The sequence below is a fragment of the Pseudomonas syringae pv. cilantro genome, from assembly GCF_001293775.1.
GTDB classification, from domain to species: domain Bacteria; phylum Pseudomonadota; class Gammaproteobacteria; order Pseudomonadales; family Pseudomonadaceae; genus Aquipseudomonas; species Aquipseudomonas syringae_P.
Genome location: NZ_LGLN01000032.1, coordinates 53,252 through 73,247, shown reverse-complemented (window position 1 = coordinate 73,247; position 19,996 = coordinate 53,252). Strand labels below are relative to the sequence as shown.

The 19,996-nt window shown below is 58.5% G+C and carries 17 protein-coding genes; 8 read left to right on the top strand and 9 right to left on the bottom strand.

Annotated elements, in window-relative coordinates:
- Window positions 1–15: 15 nt before the first annotated feature.
- Genes ABJ99_RS05800 through glgA form a run of 4 tightly spaced genes read right to left on the bottom strand, consistent with a single transcriptional unit; the run spans window position 16 to window position 8,283 of the window.
- A complete protein-coding gene (locus tag ABJ99_RS05800; RefSeq protein ID WP_054084992.1) occupies window positions 16–2,799 on the bottom strand; it encodes a malto-oligosyltrehalose synthase in 2,784 nt (927 codons plus the stop codon).
- Window positions 2,796–4,874, bottom strand: coding sequence for a 4-alpha-glucanotransferase (gene malQ, locus ABJ99_RS05795; protein WP_054084991.1), 2,079 nt, complete (start codon window positions 4,872–4,874; stop codon window positions 2,796–2,798). Before malQ ends, ABJ99_RS05800 begins: the two co-directional genes overlap by 4 nt.
- Window positions 4,864–6,675, bottom strand: a complete 1,812-nt coding sequence (gene treZ, locus ABJ99_RS05790; protein WP_054084990.1) for a malto-oligosyltrehalose trehalohydrolase — start codon at window positions 6,673–6,675, stop codon at window positions 4,864–4,866. Before treZ ends, malQ begins: the two co-directional genes overlap by 11 nt.
- A 15-nt stretch (window positions 6,676–6,690) precedes the next feature.
- On the bottom strand, window positions 6,691–8,283 hold the full coding sequence (gene glgA / locus ABJ99_RS05785; protein WP_054084989.1) for a glycogen synthase GlgA: 1,593 nt from the start codon (window positions 8,281–8,283) through the stop codon (window positions 6,691–6,693).
- A 596-nt stretch (window positions 8,284–8,879) separates the two neighbouring features.
- Between glgA and ABJ99_RS05780 the strand changes: the two genes are divergently transcribed.
- Window positions 8,880–9,371, top strand: coding sequence for a GNAT family N-acetyltransferase (locus ABJ99_RS05780; RefSeq protein ID WP_054085196.1), 492 nt, complete (start codon window positions 8,880–8,882; stop codon window positions 9,369–9,371).
- Between the two features lie 166 nt (window positions 9,372–9,537).
- Here ABJ99_RS05780 and ABJ99_RS05775 read toward each other — a convergent pair whose 3' ends face one another.
- The gene (locus tag ABJ99_RS05775; protein ID WP_054084988.1) at window positions 9,538–9,711 is read right to left on the bottom strand and encodes a DUF6026 family protein; all 174 of its coding nucleotides are present in this window, start codon (window positions 9,709–9,711) and stop codon (window positions 9,538–9,540) included.
- A 329-nt stretch (window positions 9,712–10,040) separates the two neighbouring features.
- On the opposite strand from ABJ99_RS05775, the gene gnd reads away from it, so the two are divergent.
- From gnd to ABJ99_RS05755, 4 genes are all read left to right on the top strand, one after another.
- Complete coding sequence (gnd, locus tag ABJ99_RS05770; RefSeq protein ID WP_054084987.1) at window positions 10,041–11,015, top strand: phosphogluconate dehydrogenase (NAD(+)-dependent, decarboxylating); 975 nt, start codon at window positions 10,041–10,043, stop codon at window positions 11,013–11,015.
- Window positions 11,015–12,547 (top strand): glucose-6-phosphate dehydrogenase, encoded by a 1,533-nt coding sequence (gene zwf / locus ABJ99_RS05765; protein ID WP_054084986.1) that lies wholly within the window; start codon window positions 11,015–11,017, stop codon window positions 12,545–12,547. Before gnd ends, zwf begins: the two co-directional genes overlap by 1 nt.
- A complete protein-coding gene (locus ABJ99_RS05760; protein ID WP_054084985.1) occupies window positions 12,540–13,358 on the top strand; it encodes a Cof-type HAD-IIB family hydrolase in 819 nt (272 codons plus the stop codon). Before zwf ends, ABJ99_RS05760 begins: the two co-directional genes overlap by 8 nt.
- A gap of 73 nt (window positions 13,359–13,431) precedes the next feature.
- Window positions 13,432–15,249, top strand: coding sequence for a glycoside hydrolase family 15 protein (locus ABJ99_RS05755; protein ID WP_054084984.1), 1,818 nt, complete (start codon window positions 13,432–13,434; stop codon window positions 15,247–15,249).
- Here the strand turns inward: ABJ99_RS05755 and alkB are convergent, their stop codons facing one another.
- From alkB to ABJ99_RS05740, 3 genes are read right to left on the bottom strand one after another with little or no spacing between them, the layout of a single operon-like run.
- Window positions 15,250–15,936: a DNA oxidative demethylase AlkB gene (alkB, locus tag ABJ99_RS05750; RefSeq protein WP_054084983.1), complete on the bottom strand. Its 687-nt coding sequence runs from the start codon at window positions 15,934–15,936 to the stop codon at window positions 15,250–15,252. It lies immediately after the preceding gene.
- A gap of 27 nt (window positions 15,937–15,963) precedes the next feature.
- Window positions 15,964–16,146 carry a hypothetical protein gene (locus ABJ99_RS05745; RefSeq protein WP_080378031.1) on the bottom strand — a complete coding sequence of 61 codons (183 nt, stop codon included), beginning with the start codon at window positions 16,144–16,146 and terminating at the stop codon, window positions 15,964–15,966.
- Window positions 16,147–16,160: 14 nt separating this feature from the next.
- Entirely contained in the window at window positions 16,161–16,466 is a 306-nt protein-coding gene (locus ABJ99_RS05740) for a DUF1883 domain-containing protein (RefSeq protein ID WP_007249367.1), read from the bottom strand.
- Between the two features lie 170 nt (window positions 16,467–16,636).
- Here ABJ99_RS05740 and ABJ99_RS05735 point away from each other — a divergent pair, with 170 nt between their 5' ends.
- A complete protein-coding gene (locus tag ABJ99_RS05735) occupies window positions 16,637–16,987 on the top strand; it encodes a hypothetical protein (RefSeq protein ID WP_054084981.1) in 351 nt (116 codons plus the stop codon).
- Between the two features lie 92 nt (window positions 16,988–17,079).
- Here ABJ99_RS05735 and ABJ99_RS05730 read toward each other — a convergent pair whose 3' ends face one another.
- Complete coding sequence (locus ABJ99_RS05730; protein ID WP_054084980.1) at window positions 17,080–17,361, bottom strand: hypothetical protein; 282 nt, start codon at window positions 17,359–17,361, stop codon at window positions 17,080–17,082.
- Between the two features lie 324 nt (window positions 17,362–17,685).
- On the opposite strand from ABJ99_RS05730, the gene galU reads away from it, so the two are divergent.
- Window positions 17,686–18,525: a UTP--glucose-1-phosphate uridylyltransferase GalU gene (gene galU, locus ABJ99_RS05725; protein ID WP_002553293.1), complete on the top strand. Its 840-nt coding sequence runs from the start codon at window positions 17,686–17,688 to the stop codon at window positions 18,523–18,525.
- A gap of 102 nt (window positions 18,526–18,627) precedes the next feature.
- Window positions 18,628–19,986: a glutathione-disulfide reductase gene (gene gorA, locus ABJ99_RS05720; RefSeq protein WP_054084979.1), complete on the top strand. Its 1,359-nt coding sequence runs from the start codon at window positions 18,628–18,630 to the stop codon at window positions 19,984–19,986.
- Window positions 19,987–19,996 lie beyond the last annotated feature (10 nt).

The following is a 19,996-nucleotide window of genomic DNA, read 5'->3' as shown; positions in this document are numbered from 1 at the left end:
CGACACTCCCAGGTATTACGTAGTTTGAATAAGCATATTGACGGAAAATCTCTCAAGCACTGTGCTGAGGGGCAGTTCCCGATCATGTGTAACGACAACGTCAGAAAAGAGACCTTTCCAATCTGAACCAGAATCGGCAAATGGCACGATAATCTGCGTGTCGCCCCAATTGGCAGCGTTAATCAATGGAGTTTGTGCAGTGCCCAATAGTTCACTGCTTATGCGTGGGACTACGATGATAGCGCGCACTCCTTGCGTGACCCTGGCAAACGCCATGACCTGATCGGCATGGCTGCCCGTTATTTCCAGCGGGAGATATTCCCCTTCACTGAACAGCGTCGGATGCGTGGCCCGCAGGTTCAACACCTTCGCAATCAGTGCCTGTTTGATTCGGCCGTCCTGCCAGTGGCTCAACAGATCGTCAACGCTGGCCTGTTCTGCCAGTGCCTTTTGCCGGGCTGCGTAATCCACCGGACGACGGTTGTCCGGATCCACCAGACTGAAATCCCAGAACTCGGTGCCCTGATACAAATCGGGGACGCCGGGCACGGTCAAGCGTAGCAAGGTTTGCGCCAGACTGTTGAGCGCGCCTGCTGTAGCAATACGGTTCGCCGTAGCGCTGAGTGACTGGCGCAGCGCCAGCGCTTCCGGTGCGAGCAGCAGACGTTGTAAAAATTCGCGGCAAGCCGTTTCGTAGGCCTGATTGGGCGCGCTCCAGCTGCTCTGCAATTTGGCTTCGCGCAGGGCCTTCTCCTGCCACTGCACCATGCGCTTGGCATACGCTTCGTGGGCCTCTTCGCCTTCCAGACGCAGAGGCCAGCTGCCCAGTAATGCCTGGTAGAGCATCAATTCGTCACCGGCGCTGATCGGCGATTCCTCACCCTTCAACGGCAGGGCCAGTTGCCGCCAGCGTTCAACCTGCTCGGCATACCAGGGCGCGCATTCGCTGAGTACCGCCAGACGCGTGCGGGTGTCTTCGCCACGCTTGTGGTCATGCGTCGCGGTGGTCAGCAGGTTGTCGGGAAACTTTTCCAGACGTTGCAGGCAGACCTGATGGAAGTCCTCGACCGGTGCACTGAAATGCTGCGGATGAAAGCCCACGTCGTTACGCGACAGCAGCACCGCAGAACGGTAGAACGAGGTGTCCTCGACCGACTTGGCAGCCACCGGGGAGGTCAGTTGCTGGAAGCGCACGCAAGCATTCTTGTACAGCTTGCGCAGGTGTCCGCGTGGCAGTTGACGCCACGACTCGCCACCCAGCCAGCGTGCCAGATAATCCAGCACCGGCCAGTCGCCTTCATTCAGCGTGGTACGAGCGCCTTCCATTGCTTGCTGGAAGTAGTGATCGTCTTCTGCCGAGCGGCCGCAGACCGAAATGTAGGTACGGTAGATCGGGAAATTCACCACCAGCGCCAACAGCGCCCGGCGAATCGCGCCCAGTGTCAGGTCACGGCTCATCAAATCGCTGCGTGCCACTTGCAGCAGGGACTGCGCGACGTTCTCGAAATCGCCTGCGAGGGTGCCATGCAGGACCAGATCACGAGCGACCAGCACTTCCTGATCGAAGTCAGCGGTCCGCTCGCTCAGTCGGCTCCACAGCTCGCCCAGTGGCTCTTTGCCTTTGGGGTCGTGTTGCAGCAGCGACACTTGGTTCATGAATTCGTAACCGGTGGTGCCATCCACGCTCCAGTCTTCGCGCAATGGCTCGTCCGGGCCGAGAATCTTCTCGACGAAAATAGGCAGATGCTCGATCTGCGCTTCGGCAGGGCGTTGCTTGAGCAGGCTCTTGACCCGCCGATGCAGCTTGCGGCCGTAGCCACGCGGATTGGCCAGCCCGTCGATGTGGTCAATGCGCAGGCCGTCAACCAGGCCATCTGCAACCAGTTGGAAGATCTTGCCGTGAGTCGCTTCGAATACCTGTGGCCGCTCGACACGCAAGCCGCCCAGTTCGTTGATGTCGAAGAAGCGCCGCCAGTTTATATCGTCGCCAGCCGTTCGCCAGCTGGCCAGACGGTAGTGCTGGCGCTCGAGCAACTGGTGCAGGCGCTGGAAGCCTTCGGGTGTACTGGAATCGAAATGTGCCAGCAATTGATCGATTGCCTTGCGGGTCTGCGGGCTCGTCGCCTGCTCGGCCAGTTCTGCCTTGGCCTGACGGGCACGCTCGTAGGCCTGTGGGTACTCGGCCAGCGCGGTGAAACGCTGGGCCAGCTCTTTGAGCTGTGGATCTTCGACCGATTGCAACAGTGCGCCGTAGGTCAGCGGACAGATCGGGAAGTGATGCTGGTAGTGTTCGATGTAGAACGAACCCTGCTCAGCATTGAAGCGCAGCGGGATTTCCCCGGCCTGCAACACCGTGCCGTAATCGCTGCTCAGGAAGGGCTGCAGCAATTGGCCTTCCAGCAAGGGATCAGGTGAATTCCACTGAATGTCGAAAAACTCGGCGTAAGGGCTGCGACGGCCCCATTCCAGCAGGTCCAGCCACCATGGGTTGTCTGCGCCACCGACGGCCATGTGATTGGACACGATGTCGAGAATCAGCCCCATGCCGTGCTCGCGCAGGGTAGCGACCAGACGCAGCAGGGCAGGTTCGCCGCCCAGCTCCGGGTTGATGACGGTCGGGTCCACTACGTCGTAGCCGTGCATCGAGCCGGCCCGTGCTTTCAACAGTGGTGAAGCGTAGATATGACTGATGCCCAGGCTGGCGAAGTAGGGCACCAGTGGCACCGCGTCGTCGAGGGTGAAATCTTTATGGAATTGCAGGCGTTGAGTGGCACGCAAAGGTTGTAATGGACGGCTCATCGGTCACGCTCCGCAGCTTGCAGCCGGGATTGGGAGAGCAATTCCAGTCGTCGAGCAGCATGTGGGTTGTCAAGCAGGGTGGCGGCATCGCCGGGCAGGCGTCTGCGCCAGTTCGGGTGGCTGTCTATGGTGCCGGGCAAGTTGGCCTGTTCTTCGATACCCAGCGCATCTTCGAGGGGCAACAGCACCAGTGGCGCGCGGGTCTGGCCCAGGTAGCGAACGCTGGCGTCGATGATGTGCTCCGGGTCTTCGCTGTCGGAAGGCAAGTCATCGATGTTTTGGTTCAAGGCAAGGCGCAGGCTTTGCGACTCGCGCACGCGCTCTTCGCGCCACTGGGATTCGCGCTGCTCGTCGATATGATCCAGACGCGCGTTCCATTCGATGTCCAGCTCGCTGAGCCAGCCAGCGAGTGTCGGCAGGTCGTGCGTGCTGGTAGTTGCCAGCGCCTGATCGGACCAGTCGAGGATCGGTTTGAACTGGCCGTTGTTCTGTTCGAACAACAGCACGCGCATGCCGAGAATAGAGCGTGCGATCAGCTTGTCGCTCAGGCCTTCGGGCACCGTACCCAGGTCTTCACCCAGCACGATTGCCTTGTGGCGCCAAGATTCGAGGCTCAGCAAGCGCAGCATGTCGTCCAGCGGGAAATTCAGGTAAGCGCCTTCACTAGGCGGCGAGCCTGCCGGAATCACCCACAGGCGTTGCAGGCCCATGACGTGGTCGATACGCAGGCCGCCAGCGTGGGCGAAGTTGGCCCGCAGCATCTCGATGAAGGCACGAAAACCGTTGCGCTTGAGTCCGTCCGGGGAGAAAGCGGAGATCCCCCAGCTTTGTCCGGCGCGGTTGAGGATGTCCGGCGGTGCGCCGACGGTCAGTGCTGAGAGCAGTTCATCCTGACGACTCCACGCCTGACTGCCAGCGCCATCAGCACCGACTGCCAGATCAGCGATCAGGCCCACACGCATGCCGCTGCTGCGGGCGGCGTCCTGAGCGCGTTTGAGGCTGCGATCGATCAACCACTGGGCAAACGCATGGAAGCTGATCTGTTCGCTGTGACCCGCGGCAAAATCGGCAACCGCCTTGCTACGCGGGTCCTTGAATGGCTCCGGCCACTCATGCCAGTTATCACCGATGCCGAGCTCGGCGGATGCCGCGCGCAGGGCCTCGAAGCGGCAATGGTTCTCCAGCGCTTCGCCGCCACTGTGGCGGAAGCTGTTGAAGTCTTCATGGAGTGGATGAGCTGCTTTGCTGAACGCTTCGTAAAGCGTGTGCAACGCTTTCCATTTGGCATTGGCGGCTGCTGGCCAGTCGATCAGTTGCAGCGTTTCCAGGCGTTTCATCTCGTCGCCAACGCCCGCCTGTTCGATTGCCTCGCGCCAGGAACGCTCGCCGACAATCGCGCCCGGCGACGCGTACAGGCTGTTCAGAAACAAGCGGCTGGACGGCGAATAGGGGCTGTATCGGTGTGGATCGTTGGCGAACATCGCATGGATAGGGCTGATGCCGATTGCATCAGCACCTCGCTCTCCGGCAGCGCGCACCAGCGTCTCAAGGGCTTCGGTGTCGCCAAAGCCGCCGTCGCCGTTACGGCGCAGGCTATACAGTTGGGCGGTCAGGCCCCAGCCGCGCGGCACATCAGCCTCGGTGGCCATGGCCATGCTGAAACAGGTTTTCGGCGCAACTGCGATAGTCAGGTGCTGCCCGGCGATTTCGAGCTGTTGATAGCCGGGCGGCGCGAGTGCAGGCAGCTCGCCTGACGCAGTCAGTCTGGCATCCAGCGATGAACCGTCTTCAAGATGCAACGTGAAGGGCGTCTCTGGCGCGAACCACGCCGACATATCAAGATTGCTGTCCTGGTCAACCGTCAATAGCGGCGGGGCGCTGGCGGCGTGGCGCTCGGTTTGCAGGCGTTGCAGGCTGGCGTCTATCGCCTCGCCATTTTCAGCAGAAAAACCCAGGGCTTCCAGAACCTTGCGCAAGACATCAGGGCTGACGGTCTGTGGCCGAGCGTTGGCGTCGACCCAATGCACCGACAGGCCGGCTGCGGTCGCAAGCCTCTCCAATTGCTCATTGTTCATCCTGTTCCTCCAGAACATCACGTGCTGTCAGACTGACAATGGCCGTGTAAGGATTGAGGATGCCGTCAGATGAAAGTTCGGACGATTTTTCAGCGCTGGAGAAAATCAGCCGTGCCTTCTGCAGTGGTTGGGTGGCAACCGCCTGCTCGCTGAGGTTCAGGTCAATGCGCAGCACGCTGTCGTCGCCCAGCGTCCAGCGGGCACTGACGGCCTTGTCACCGAGAATGTCGGTTTTCAGGAATCGTGCGCCCTGCAGGCGAGGCACGATCTCCTGATGCCGCAAGGCCAGTAATCGGGTGTAGAACTCAAGCCAGTTGCGGTGGTTGGCACCTTTGTCGGTGTCGACATCGAAGGCCGCGAAATCAGGACGTGACGCTTCGAATGTCTTGATGTCGTTCGGGTCGGGAATGTGCTCGCGTTTTTCCGGGTCGGCGAAGGCTGCGAAGTCGGCAAATTCCTTGCGACGGCCTTCGCGTACCAGATCGGCCAGTTCGCCATGGTGACTGGTAAAGAATAGAAACGGCTCACTGGCTGCCCACTCGTCACCCATGAACATCAGGGGAATCATGGGCGAGAGCAGCAGCAGTGCGGTCGCGGCCTTGAGCGCTTCTGTGGAGCACAGTTGCGGCAGGCGTTCGCCCAGCGCGCGATTGCCGATCTGGTCATGATTTTGCAGGAACAGCACGAACGCGCTAGGCGGCAGGTGGCCGCTAGGCTCGCCGCGGGTGTGGCCATGGCGGGTCGGTTCACCCTGATAAACGAAACCTTCGCTGAGCAAACGCGCAAGTTTTTTTGTCGGTTCTCTGGCGAAATCCGAGTAGTACGCATCGGTTTCACCGGTCAGCAGCACGTGAAGCGTGTTGTGCCCGTCGTCGTCCCATTGCGCATCGAAGCCTTTGTCGAGGTGGCTGGCCTGGTTGAACTCGTTTTCCAGGTTCAGCCAGACGTGCCGCGATGGCTCGATCTGCGCACGCACGCGTTGTGCGAACTCCGGAAGAAATGTCTCGTCACGAATGGCGTGCACGGCATCCATGCGCAGCCCGTCGAAGCGGTATTCGAGCAGCCACATCAGGGCGTTGTCGACGAAATAGTCACGCACTTGCGGGCGACGGAAATCGATGGCATCGCCCCATGGCGTGTGCAGGTCGCTACGGAAAAACTCTTTGGCGTAACTGCCCAGGTAGTTGCCATCCGGACCGAAGTGGTTGTACACCACGTCCAGAATCACCATCAGACCATGTTCGTGGGCCGTATCGATCAGGTGTTTGAGCTGTTCAGGCGTACCGTAGGATGACTGCGGGGCGTACGGCAGCACGCCGTCGTAGCCCCAGTTGCGATCACCCGGAAACTGCGCCAGTGGCATCAGCTCGATTGCCGTGATGCCAAGGGCTGCCAGACGCGGCAGATGTTTTTCGACACCTGCGTAGCCACCCATGGCACCGACGTGCAGTTCATAGATGACTGCCTCGTGCCAGGGGCGACCTTTCCATTCGGTGTTTTGCCAGGAATAAGCGGGATCAACCACGACGCTGTGCGAATGTACATCGCCAGCCTGTGCGCGCGACGCCGGGTCGGGTACTTCCAGCTCATGATTGATCTTGAAGCGATATCCAGTGCCGGCCTTGCAGCTTGCATCGACAACGAACCAGCCTTCAGGCTGTGGCAGCATGGCCAGTGACTGGCCATCCTGCAATTCGACACTGACGTATTCGGCGTCCGGCGCCCAGAGGGCAAAGCGGGTGTGATCAGAATCCAGTAAAACGGCGCCGTGGCGCCAGTTATCGTCTGTACGCAGTGGCATCCATTGATCCTTTTCCTAGTAGTGAGTCGAAACGCCCACGTTTTTCTTCAGCAGGTCGCGGTAGAGTTCTGCGTAAGGCTCCACTGCCTGGTGCCAGTTGAACGGGGCGGCCATGGCGCGGCAGCGCATAGCGTTGAGTAATTCCGGATGGGAAAACACATTGAAGGCGCGGTTCAGCGCTTCCATGTAGCTTTCGACTGTGGATTCGTTGAACAGGAAGCCGGTCACGCCATCTTCGATGGTGTCGGCCAGGCCGCCGGTGTTGCGGGCAATCGGCAGAGAACCAAAGCGCTGAGCATACATCTGGCTCAAGCCGCAAGGCTCGTAGCGCGACGGCATCAGCAGGAAATCACTGCCGGCGAACATGCGCCGCGCATCGGTCTCGTTGAAGCCGACGCGAACACCGATGCGGCCAGGGAAGCGTGCAGCCAGCTCGCGCATGGCTTCTTCTTCTTCGGGCTCGCCGCGGCCGATGATCGCAATCTGCCCGCCGTTGTTGACGATGTGCTCGGCAACACCAATGGTCAGATCCAGACCCTTCTGATAGACCAGGCGCGAAACCACGGCGAACAGCGGGCCGGTGGATTCATCCAGTTCGAACAGTTCACGGACGTGATCGGCATTGATCTCCTTGCGCGTCCATTCGTTCGGCGCGAAATGGCAGATCAGGTGTTCATCGGTCGCTGCATCCCAGCTTTCATCGATACCGTTGGGAATGCCACTCAGCTGGCCTTTCTTCGCCTTGCTCTGCAAAAAGCCTTCAAGCCCGCAGCCAAATTCCGGAGTGGTGATTTCCCGGGCGTAAGTGGCGCTGACCGTGGTGATGTGGCTGGCATAAGCCATACCGGCCTTGATGAACGACAACTGGCCGTAAAACTCCATACCTTCCGGGTGGATGGCTTCATCCGGAATGCCCAGCTCGCGACTCGACGCAGTGCTGACCGTGCCCTGATAGGCAAGGTTGTGAACAGTGAAGATGCTCGGCGTGGACTGCCCGCGCCAGCGCATGTAGGCCGGTGCCAGACCGGCTGGCCAGTCGTGGGCGTGAACCAGCTCGGGGCACCATTGGCTTTTCACTTCGCCAGCGGCAAATTCTGCGGCGGCAAGGCCGAGTCGGGCGAAACGAATATGGTTATCGGACCAGTCACGGCCTTCGCTGTCCGCGTAAGGCGTGCCTTCGCGTTCATACAGCTCAGGGCAGATCAACACATAAATCACCAGACCGTCTTTCATGTCCATGCGGCCCACCTTGCACGGCGGAAGCGCGGCGTGGCCACCCAGCTGACTGATGATATGGATCGGGTTACCACTATTGATAACTTGCGGATAGCCAGGGATCAGAACCCGGACGTCGTGCAGGTGGCGCATGGCGCGCGGCAGCGCAGCGGACACATCGCCCAGCCCACCGGTTTTCACCAGATCAGCCAGCTCGGAGGTCACGAATAGCACTTTGCGTCTGTTGACCTGAGACATGGTCTGCTGGGTCGATGCAGGCGGCATTTGCAACACAGGTAAATTAGTAGTCGCAAAAACCGGCAGATGAGTCAGCTCGCCGACCGGCTGGTTAAAACTCTCTCCCTTCTGGGTTTTGACAGCGGCGCTAATCATCGTTTTTCCCCTTAAAACAGTTTTGGTGCATCACTTGATTTTTATTGGCCATTTCCTATGGCCGGGTACACATACGTGCACTACGCAAGATCGATACCCGTTCGGATCATGCATAGTGACAAAGCGGTGTGATGTCGCCATAACCGGATGTCAGCCAATAGCATAGATGCTCTATTCACCTGACCCAGGTGTTTTGGAGAAGTTTCCCCTTTTTTATGCGCAAATGTCTGGCGTGCGGCGTTGCGCCCGGAGGATGGCCAGCTACAGACGCCTGCCGCTATGCCGTTGCGCGTTCAAGGGGCAAAAATCTGCACGCTATCAGCGCATGACCGGCCGTCGGATCGTTTGACAATCCTTTCTCCGGGCGCTTCCCTGACGCTGCCGCAGGCCTGGTTATATCGCGTTTTGATCTCAATCAGTGCGATGCGCCTTTTCGCGGTGCATTTGAAGCGCTGTCTTCGTGCATCATGGGAAATTTCCTACATCTGTGCTGGAACAATTTAAGGGCAGGCAGGATAGAATCGATCTGTGCTGCCCACGGGAACCGCCCTGGCTTCACTGAATCATGCTGTTTTGAATAGTTGACGAGGATGGAAATGGAAGCCCCTGAGGTACTGGTACTGCAAGCGAGCTACACAAATCCCGTGCATGCCGATGCAATCGGTTTTGTCCTGAATGAATACTCTCTGGATGCCATGGGCACGGGTCGACCCCTTTCAGCCGACACTCGTCAGCAATTGGCCATCGAGCTGGCAAAGCGCCCGCACGCGTTCAGTGTGCTGGCCTTCGTTTCCGGTGAGCCGGTAGGGCTGGTCAACTGTTTTGAGGGCTTTTCAACGTTTGCCTGTCGGCCGTTGATCAATATTCATGACGTGGCGGTCATTTCCAGGTACCGGGGTCTGGGTATCAGCCAGAAGATGCTGACCAAAGTCGAAGAGATCGCTCGCCAGCGCGGTTGCTGCAAGCTGACGCTGGAAGTGCTCGAGGGTAATGAGGTTGCGCAGGGTGCTTACAAAAAGATGGGCTTCGACAGTTATCAGTTGAATCCGGAAATGGGCCGGGCGATGTTCTGGCAGAAGGCGCTCTGATCGCGCGCGGATGTCCAGGGCATGACGGGCATCTGCCGGGTGCGCGGGTTCAACCTGGAGAAAGGTGGGTATATAAAGGCGGATTGATCGAGGAGGGCGGATCAGGCGGGCAAGCCAGCGTATCGGGCTTGCCACGGTGCGGTCTAAATCGGTTTTACGTTTTCTGTCAGGCGTGAAGCATTGCGCCGGGCGCAGACAACTGGGCTTGCTGCAACATGACGCTCAAATGAGCGACCTTTCGCTGCAACTGCTCGCGTTCTTCTTTCAAGGCACGCAACTCGTCGCGACGGATAGTGACATACAGGGTTTGTGGTGCAACCGGTGGTAGTACAGTGCCCATTGCTCACCTCGCAAATGGCGGATTCAACCTCAGAAAGGTCCTGAGCAATGACTTTCAATCCGTGAGTGCCGCTGCTTAACCTCTCTATCGGCTTCGATTCTGAATTCTTTTGCGTTTTTTTGGAACTTTTTTATTTTTAATGATCGCGAGTGCCCGCCAATCACGCCAAAATGCACCGACTGAGGGCGTTAGCGCCATCACTTCCTTTATAGGGAATCGACTATAAGGGAACCGACGTTCCGCCTCGCTTGACTAACCTGCATGCTCATACCCTGTCGAAGCGCTGTCAGGCAGGTGAGGCACCTTTTTACGAGTTAAGGAGCACCTTCATGCAACTTGGGATTATTGGACTGGGCCGCATGGGCGGCAATATCGCACGGCGTCTGATGCTGGATGGTCACACTACCGTGGTGTACGACCGTGATGAAGCATCACGCAGCGCCCTGGCCAATGACGGAGCGACCGCCGTCGTCGATCTGGCAGAAATGGTCGCCGCTCTGGCGAAACCCCGTGCTATCTGGGTAATGCTCCCGGCAGGCGCTCCGACCGAAGACACCATTCAGATGCTCAGCCAGGTGCTTGAGGCCGATGATGTGATCATCGATGGCGGCAATACCTTCTATAAGGACGATATTCGCCGTGCTCAGGAGTTGACCGGAAAAGGTCTGCACTACGTTGATGTCGGTACTTCCGGCGGTGTCTGGGGGCTGGAGCGTGGCTATTGCATGATGATCGGCGGTGAAGACGCCATCGTGCGTCGTCTCGATCCGCTGTTCGCAACGCTGGCGCCAGGCCTGGGTTCCATTGAACGCACCAAAGGTCGCGTCTCCGATGATGATCGCGCCGAACGTGGCTACATTCATTCCGGACCCGCGGGCTCCGGCCATTTCGTGAAGATGATTCACAATGGCATCGAGTACGGCATGATGCAGGCATTCGCCGAAGGCTTCGACCTTCTCAAGCAGAAGAATTCCGAACACCTGCCTCCTGAGCAGCGTTTCGATCTGAATACCGCCGACATTGCCGAAGTCTGGCGGCGTGGCAGCGTGGTTTCGTCCTGGCTGCTGGACCTGACAGCCGATGCGCTGGCCACCGATCCGCAACTGGACGCGTTCTCCGGCTCGGTTGCCGACAGTGGTGAAGGGCGCTGGACCATCGAGGCCGCCATCGAGCAAGCCGTGCCGGTTCCGGTGCTCTCCAGCGCGTTGTTCGCACGCTTTCGTTCGCGTCAGACCAGTTCGTATGCAGACAAGATGCTGTCGGCGATGCGCTTCGGATTCGGTGGCCACAAGGAACCCAAATAATGGGCCTGTCGCGTGGCACTGCCAATCAGACACCAGAGGTGGCTCCGCCCACGACCCTGTTTTTGTTCGGCGCCCATGGCGATCTGGTCAAGCGTCTGCTGATGCCAGCGCTTTACAACCTGTCACGCGACGGTCTGGTGGACGAAGGGCTGCATATTGTCGGGGTCGATCACAACGCGATCAGCGACGCCGACTTCGCGAAAAAGCTGGAAAACTTCATTCGTGAAGAAGCTGCCGGCAAAGTCGCCAGCGGTGGTGAGGAACCTCTTGATCCGGCACTGTGGAGCAAGCTGGCCGAGCGCATCAGCTATGTGCAGGGCGACTTTCTCGATGATTCGACCTACCGCGACATCGACAGCAAAATCAAGAGCACCGGCGCGGCGAACGCGGTGTTCTACCTCGCCACGGCGCCACGCTTTTTCAGTGAGGTGGCGCAGCGTCTTGGCGCATCGGGCCTGCTGAAAGAGACCGATGACGGGTTTCGGCGTGTGGTGATCGAAAAGCCGTTTGGCTCCGACCTGGCAAGTGCCGTCGAGCTCAACCAATGCCTGCTCAAAGTGATGAGCGAGAAGCAGATCTACCGTATCGATCACTATCTGGGCAAAGAGACGGTGCAGAACATTCTGGTCAGCCGTTTCTCGAACGGTCTGTTCGAGTCGTTCTGGAACAATCACTACATTGATCATGTGCAGATCACTGCGGCAGAAACCGTAGGCGTTGAAACACGTGGCAGTTTTTACGAGAACACCGGCGCACTGCGCGACATGGTCCCCAACCACCTGTTTCAGTTGTTGGCGATGGTCGCGATGGAGCCGCCGGCCGCTTTCGGAGCTGACGCTGTGCGCGGTGAGAAAGCCGAGGTCGTCGGCGCGATTCGTCCGTGGAGCGAAGCGGAGGCGTTGGCCAATTCGGTGCGCGGCCAGTATTCGGAAGGCACGGCCGGGGACAAGACAGTCGCCGGCTATCGCCAGGAAGACCGTGTCGCGGCCGATAGCACTACCGAGACCTACGTGGCACTCAAGGTGATGGTCGACAACTGGCGCTGGGTCGGTGTGCCGTTCTATCTGCGCACCGGCAAACGCATGAGCGCCCGTAGCACTGAAATCGCCATCTGCTTCAAGCCTGCGCCCTATGCGCAGTTTCGGGATACCGAGGTCGACCGGCTCAAGCCCAACTACCTGCGGATTCAGATTCAGCCCAACGAAGGCATGTGGTTCGATCTTTTTGCCAAACGCCCGGGCCCGACGCTCGACATGGAAGACATTGCTTTGGGCTTCGCTTACAAGGACTTTTTCGAAATGCAGCCTTCGACTGGCTATGAAACGCTGATTTACGATTGCCTGACCGGTGATCAAACGCTGTTTCAGCGTGCCGACAACATCGAGAATGGCTGGCGTGCCGTGCAGCCGTTTCTCGATGCCTGGGCCAAACAACCGGCAGTGGAGCAGTATGCCGCCGGCAAGGACGGTCCCGACGCTGGTGAAGAGCTGTTGAGCCGCGACGGCCGTGAGTGGAGAGAACTGAATGTCTGAAGCCTCATCATTGCCCGTGCAGTTCGTGATGTCCGACATCGACGGCACGCTGCTGCGTCGTGATCACAGCCTGAGCCCGGCCAACATCGACGCGATCGGGCGCCTGCGAGCGGCGGGCATCCATTTCACACTGGCAAGCAGTCGTCCGCCGAGGGCCATGCGTCAGGTGATCGAAGCGCTAGGCGTCGATCTGCCGACCGTTGCGTTCAACGGCGGCACCATCACGCATGCCGATGGCAGCTTGCTGGTCGCCCACCGTATCGACCAGGCTGCGGTGCGAACCTGTCTTGATCTGTTTGCTGGCGAGAAGGTTGCCATCTGGGTCTTTGCCGATGACCAATGGCTGTTGCTCGACCCGGCAGGAGATTATGTCGACCACGAGCGTGATGCCTTGGGCTACGAATATCTCCAGGTCGAGAGCTTTGAGCCTTATCTTGACCGGGTCGACAAGATTGTCGCAGCAAGCGCTGACTTTGAATTGCTCAAAACCCTTGAGGCCCGGCTCAACCCCTTGATTGAGGGGCTTGCGCTGGCTGCGCGTTCGCAAAAGTATTACCTGGACGTTACTGCGCTGGACGCCAACAAGGGTTCGGCGCTGGCAACGCTCGCGGATTACCTCGGCGTCGAGCTTTCACGCACGGCAGCCATCGGCGATGGTGGCAATGACGTGGCGATGTTTCGCAAGGCCGGGTTATCGATTGCCATGGGGCAGGGCGAGCCGACAGTCAAGGGACAGGCCGACCATGTTACAGATAGCAACGAACAGGACGGCGTGGCTCGCGCTATCGAGCGCTATATCCTGCCGGTCTGAGCAGGTCTGGCGCGGTGATGGTCGCTGCGCCGCGTACTATCACTATAACGGGCAACATGACGGGCATTTCTGAATGGCTGCATTGATCGAAGACTACGCGTTGCTGGGTAATTGTCAGACTGCGGCGCTGGTCGCCCGCGATGGCTCACTGGACTGGTTGTGTTTTCCCCGTTTCGATTCGACCGCCTGTTTTGCTGCGCTATTGGGCAGCAGTGACCACGGCCGCTGGAAGATTGCGCCAACCGCCGAGGTCATTGCAGTCGAGCGTCGCTATCGAGACGGTACGCTGGTGCTCGAAACAGTCTTCGAGACCCGCGAAGGTCGCGCGATGCTGATCGATTTCATGCCCATGAACACCAGCGGCCATGTGGTGCGTATCGTGGTCGGGCTGGAGGGGCAGGTCGAATTCGCTGTCGACCTCGCCATTCGTTTCGACTACGGCAGCAGCGTACCTTGGGTCGAGAAAAAGGATGCGCATACGCTGACCGCTGTGGCGGGTCCGGAAATGCTGGTCCTGCGCAGCCCGGTGCCGTTGCACCCTCAGGATCATCATACGGCCAGCCGGTTTCAGGTGGCTGAAGGCGAGCGCAAGGTCTTCACCCTCGCTTATCAAGCGTCCTATGAGCCTTTGCTGGCGGATATCGACGTCGAGAAAGCGCTTCAGACTACCGTCAGCTACTGGCGTGAATTTTCTGACCGGTGTCCGGATGTCGGTTCCTGGACCGCGCAGGTCAAGCGCTCGTTGATCACCCTCAAGGCCATGACCTACGCGCCAACCGGGGGCATTGTTGCTGCCGTCACGACGTCGTTGCCCGAGCAGTTGGGTGGCGAACGTAATTGGGATTATCGGTATTGCTGGTTGCGCGATGCGACGATGACCCTGTTGGCGTTCATGAATCTGGGTTATTTCGAGGAGGCCACGGCCTGGCGGGACTGGCTGTTGCGGTCGGTGGCCGGTAACCCGGAGCAGATTCAGATCATGTATGGCGTAGGCGGCGAGCGACGCTTGCAGGAATACGAGTTGCCCTGGCTGAGCGGCTATGAGAACTCGCAACCGGTGCGGGTTGGCAATGGCGCTGCGACCCAGGTACAGCTCGACGTTTACGGCGAAGTTGCCGATGCCATGATTCAAGCGCTGCGTAGTGGCATGCCGGCGCACCCGCGCAGTGTGGCGATCTCCAAGGTGGTCATGCCCTATCTGGAAACCATCTGGCACCTGCCGGATGCCGGAATCTGGGAAATCCGCTCGGAACCGCGGCATTTCACCCATTCGAAAGTCATGGCCTGGGTGGCGTTCGACCGCAACGCCAAGCAAATCGCCCAGGCCGCTGACACTGACGAAGACCGTGCGTTGGCCGAGCATTACCGGCAGGTGGCGGATGAGATTCATGCTGACGTCTGTCTTAACGGCTTTGATGTCGGCCTGAACAGTTTTGTGCAGACTTACGGCGCGACCGAGGTTGATGCCAGTCTGCTGCAGATTGTCCTGACCGGCTTTTTGCCGCCTGAAGACCCGCGCGTCATCGGCACCGTCGCGAGGATCGAGCGCACCTTGATGCAGGATGGCTTGCTGCTGCGGTATGACAACGAGCGCAGCGATGATGGGGTAGCGGGGCGTGAAGGCACGTTCTTGGTCTGCTCGTTCTGGCTGGCCGATGCCTATGTGCTGCTTGGGCGCGCTGACGATGCTGCCAGTCTGTTCGAAAGGCTCTGTGGCCTGTGCAACGACGTTGGTCTGCTGGCCGAGCAATATGATCCGAAAGACGGCCGCATGCTGGGTAATTTCCCGCAGGCGTTCAGTCATATCGGCATCATCAATACAGCATTGAACCTGCACCGGGTCGTGTGCCCGGCGCTGACGCGAACGTCTGCCGAGCTTGCCGCCAGTTGATCAGTCGTGGCGACCGGCTTTGCGAAAGGTCAGGTTGATGCGCTGCTCACCCAGCAGCGGGTGCCCGGCCTGCTTGACCGGCAGAATACCGTGAAAGCGCAGTCGGTCCTCACCACCCCAGACCACGACATCGCCGTGAAACAGTGAGATACGCTGGGGTTTGTCGCTGCGCAACATGCCGCCGAACTGAAAAATCGCCGGAATGCCCAGTGACACCGAAACCACAGGCCATTGATGGTCATGTTCGTTACGATCCTGATGCAATGACATTTTGGCACCGGGAATGTAGCGATTGATCAGGCAGGCGTCCGGTATGAAGCCTGGATAGCCCGCAGCGCGCGCGGCGTTTTGCGCCAACTGCATGAAAACATCTGGCATCGCCGGCCAAGGCCTGCCGTTTTGCGGGTCTGTTGCGCTGTAACGGTAGCCGTGGCGATCAGTGATCCAGCCCAGTTGCCCGCAACTGCTGAGCGCGGCCGACATGTTCAGGCCACTGGGCGTTTGCATGTGGCGGAACGGGGATTGCGCAACGGTTTCTTCCAGAGCAGCCAGCAGTGGCACCATCACCTCCAGCGCAAAACCACTGAGCAACCATGATCCCGGCCCTATCTGCTCGTTACGCCGGGGTTGAGGCGTCTGCTCGGCAAACAGATCGAGATTGGCAGGTGTTGCACCTTTGCGCTGCATGATGGATCGAGCACCTTCAAGGAGTCATTAAAGCGCCTTGCTGACCTTGACGTCGGTAATCCGGTCGTCATTCTGGCCGTGCATTTTTTTCAGTGCGGCTTCGGCTTCTTCGACCGAGGCGGACTGTAACTGCGCGAATTCGAAACGGCGTTCACCGTTGAGTTTATAGCTGACCGCGTATTTGGTCGTACGTGTGGCGGGATTGTTCACAGTGACTCCTTGCATCATCTCAACTGAGAGGTCGAGCGGCGGACGATCTTGATGGCGTGGGTAAACGGCGGCTTGCGACCGGCGTTGGTGTCGACCTTGCGTCCGGCAGTGTCAATGGTAATGTTCCAGAAGCCGGTGCTGGGCGCTGCGATCTTGGCCGGAAAAGTATCGAATGCGCCGCCGTGGTAAGTATGACGGCCACCGTTCTTGAAGCTGCGAAAGTTCGCATCGTTCATGAGGCGAATATTGCAGGTCTGCGAGCATGTGATGACGACCAGATCGTCCTCGTTCAAATGCTCACGCTGGTGTACGAATTTCATGACCGGTGCTCCAAAGCAGGGCTTTTTCTGAAAAATCAAAACGATAGCATGCTGTGCCCGTGATTTGCCGCCGGGCATCATTAATTTGCAGTCTTTCAGGTAAAAAATGCCGGTGTGGGGATTTAATTGTCACCAGCCTTGTCGTAGCTCCTTTATTCGGGAGACTTTGTATGAAACTGGCTGTAGTAGTCCTGGCTCTGGCGATGACCGGCTGTGCAACGGTAAGCGATATCGAACATACCCCCCCGACCATGAACGTCATGTCGGGCAAGAACCCCAAGGAATACACTGACTGTTTCGTCAGCAAGATCAGCAGCAGCCGCAAGCCGTCCCTGATCGAGTCCCGTCATGACGGTCTGCGCATCATTGTTCCGCAAAAGCTCAGCAAGTCGCCGGCAGCCGTGCTGGATGTCGAGAGCCGCTCGGGTGGTAGTACGATCAAGGTGTATGAGCGTCTTTCCAATGTGCCCATTCGCTTCAGGGATGTGCAAAACGCCGCCGAAGCCTGCATTTCCGGCTGACAGTCAAACAGTCAGAGGCGCCCGACCAGTGGATTGGGTCGGGTCATGGTGCGGGCGCTACCTGATGCTTCTTATTGCTTTTGGCAGGTCACTTATTTGCAAACGACCAGTACGCTGCGGCTCTTGTAGTTGCCGACGTCCACGCCCAGTGTTTTTTCGCTTTCAGCCGGTTGCGGCGTGCCGTCAGTGCCGACGATTTCATACCCTGTGCCCGCGCAGGAGGCGTCTGCCTTTTCATAGCAGCTTGCCCAGGACATCGCTTCACCTGAGCAGTCGATGCTCAAGCCCTGTTTGCCGTTTTTCAGGTAGGTATTAGAGGCGGTTGCGCAGCCTGTGAGGGCCAGCACAGCAATAATGGACAGGAATCTGATCATGTTTTTCGCTTCGAGAAGATGAAGATAAGGCCGGAAATCAGCAATTGCAGGTTTGGACTGATGTACAGTGCCATCGTTCCGCCATGTTTTGCATTCCCGTCAGCTGGTTTGTAGCCGTGCGCTGAGCGACAGGACGTCGTTCAGGTGTGTGATTCGGGATACCGGCGGCTTGCGGGATTGGTTGCAAATCAATAATAGTGCGGAACTATCTGCCCGTGGATTCCTCTATGAAGGCATCGGACGGCCAAAGGCGGGGCATTGTAACGTGACCGCCGCCTGATTAGACTGCGCCGTTAACACCAACAGCCCTTATCAAGGACTTTTATGATCAAGAAATGCTTGTTCCCAGCAGCCGGTTACGGCACTCGCTTTTTGCCAGCGACCAAGGCCATGCCCAAGGAAATGCTGCCGGTGGTCAACAAGCCGCTGATCCAATACGGTGTTGAAGAAGCACTCGCGGCTGGCCTGACTGAAATCTCCATCGTGACCGGCCGTGGCAAACGCGCTCTGGAAGATCACTTTGATATCAGCTACGAGCTTGAGCATCAGATCAAGGGCACTGACAAAGAGAAATATCTGGTCGGTATCCGCAAACTGATCGACGAGTGCAGCTTCTCCTACACCCGTCAGACTGAAATGAAGGGCCTGGGCCACGCGATCCTCAGCGGTCGTCCGCTGATCGGTAATGAGGCGTTCGCCGTAGTTCTGGCGGATGACTTGTGCGTCAATCCTGACGGTGACGGCGTGCTGGCGCAGATGGTCAAACTGCACAAGCATTATGGTTGCTCGATTATCGCCATTCAGGAAGTTGACCCGCAGGAAACCAACAAGTACGGCGTGATCGCGGGTGAAGAGATCAAGCCTGGCCTGTTCCGCGTGACCAACATGGTTGAGAAGCCAAAGCCTGAAGATGCGCCGTCCAATCTGGCCATCATCGGCCGCTACATTCTGACGCCGGACATCTTCGAGAAAATCGAGCAGACCGAGCCAGGCAAAGGCGGCGAGATCCAGATCACCGACGCCCTGATGAAGCAGGCTGCAGAAGGCAATGTGCTCGCTTACAAGTTCAAGGGTGAGCGCTTCGACTGCGGTGGTGCTGAAGGCTACATTCAGGCCACCAACTTCTGCTTCGAGCATTTCTACAAAACAGGCAAAGCGCATTGATTTTTGATTGATGACGTTCTGGGCAAAGCCACCTTCGGGTGGCTTTGTCATTTCTGGCAGACCGCCAAGCGGTTATGCTGTCCCTCTGCCTAGGAGATATCAATGGCCTTTGATTTTGATCTGTTTGTAATTGGTGCCGGTTCGGGTGGCGTCAGAGCGGCGCGTTTTGCTGCCGGTTTCGGTGCGCGGGTAGCGGTGGCTGAAAGCCGCTATCTGGGTGGAACCTGCGTGAATGTGGGGTGTGTGCCCAAGAAACTGCTGGTGTATGGAGCGCATTTCTCGGAAGACTTCGAGCATGCCAAGGGTTTTGGCTGGTCATTGGGCGAGGCTGAATTCGACTGGTCAACGCTGATCGCCAATAAGGACCGCGAAATCAATCGCCTGAACGGGATCTACCGAAAGCTGCTGGTCGACAGCGGTGTCACGCTGCTGGAAGGTCATGCGAAGATCGTCGGTACCCAGCAGGTCGAGATCAACGGTCGGACGTACAGCGCCGAGCGCATTCTGATCGCCACCGGTGGCTGGCCACAAGTGCCCGATGTGCCAGGGCGCGAGCACGCGATTACGTCTAACGAAGCGTTCTACCTCAAGACGCTGCCAAAACGCATTGTGGTCGTCGGCGGCGGCTACATTGCCGTGGAGTTTGCATCGATTTTCAACGGGCTGGGTGCCGACACCACGCTGGTCTACCGCGGTGAACTGTTCCTGCGCGGCTTCGATGGCAGTGTACGCGCCCATCTTCACGAGGAGCTGCTCAAACGCCACATGAACATCCGCTTCAACAGCGACATCGCGCGTATCGACAAGCAGTCCGACGGCAGCCTGCTGTTGACGATGAGGGATGGTGGCACGCTGGAAACGGACTGCGTGTTTTACGCGACGGGGCGTCGACCGATGCTCGACAACCTCGGTCTGGACAGCGTCGACGTCAAGCTTGACGAGCATGGCTACATCAAGGTCGACGAGAATTATCAGAGTAGCGAGCCCTCTATTCTGGCGATCGGCGACGTTATTGGTGGCGTGCAACTGACCCCGGTTGCGCTGGCAGAAGGCATGGCGCTGGCGCGACGTCTGTTCAAGCCTGAGCAATACCGTCCTGTGGACTACAATCACATTCCGACAGCGGTTTTCAGCCTGCCGAACATTGGCACTGTGGGTTTGACCGAAGAAGATGCGATTAAAGCCGGTCATGATGTCGAGGTTTTCGAAAGTCGTTTTCGGCCGATGAAGTTGACCCTGACAGACGACCAGGAGCGCACTTTGATGAAGTTGGTGGTGGATGCCAAAACTGATCGGGTGCTGGGTTGCCATATGGTGGGGCCGGACGCTGGCGAAATCGTGCAAAGCCTGGCGATTGCCATCAAGGCTGGCGCGACCAAGCAGGTGTTCGACGATACGATTGGCGTGCACCCGACCGCTGCGGAAGAATTTGTCACCATGCGCACCCCGGTAAAACGTTAAGTCGCAACGC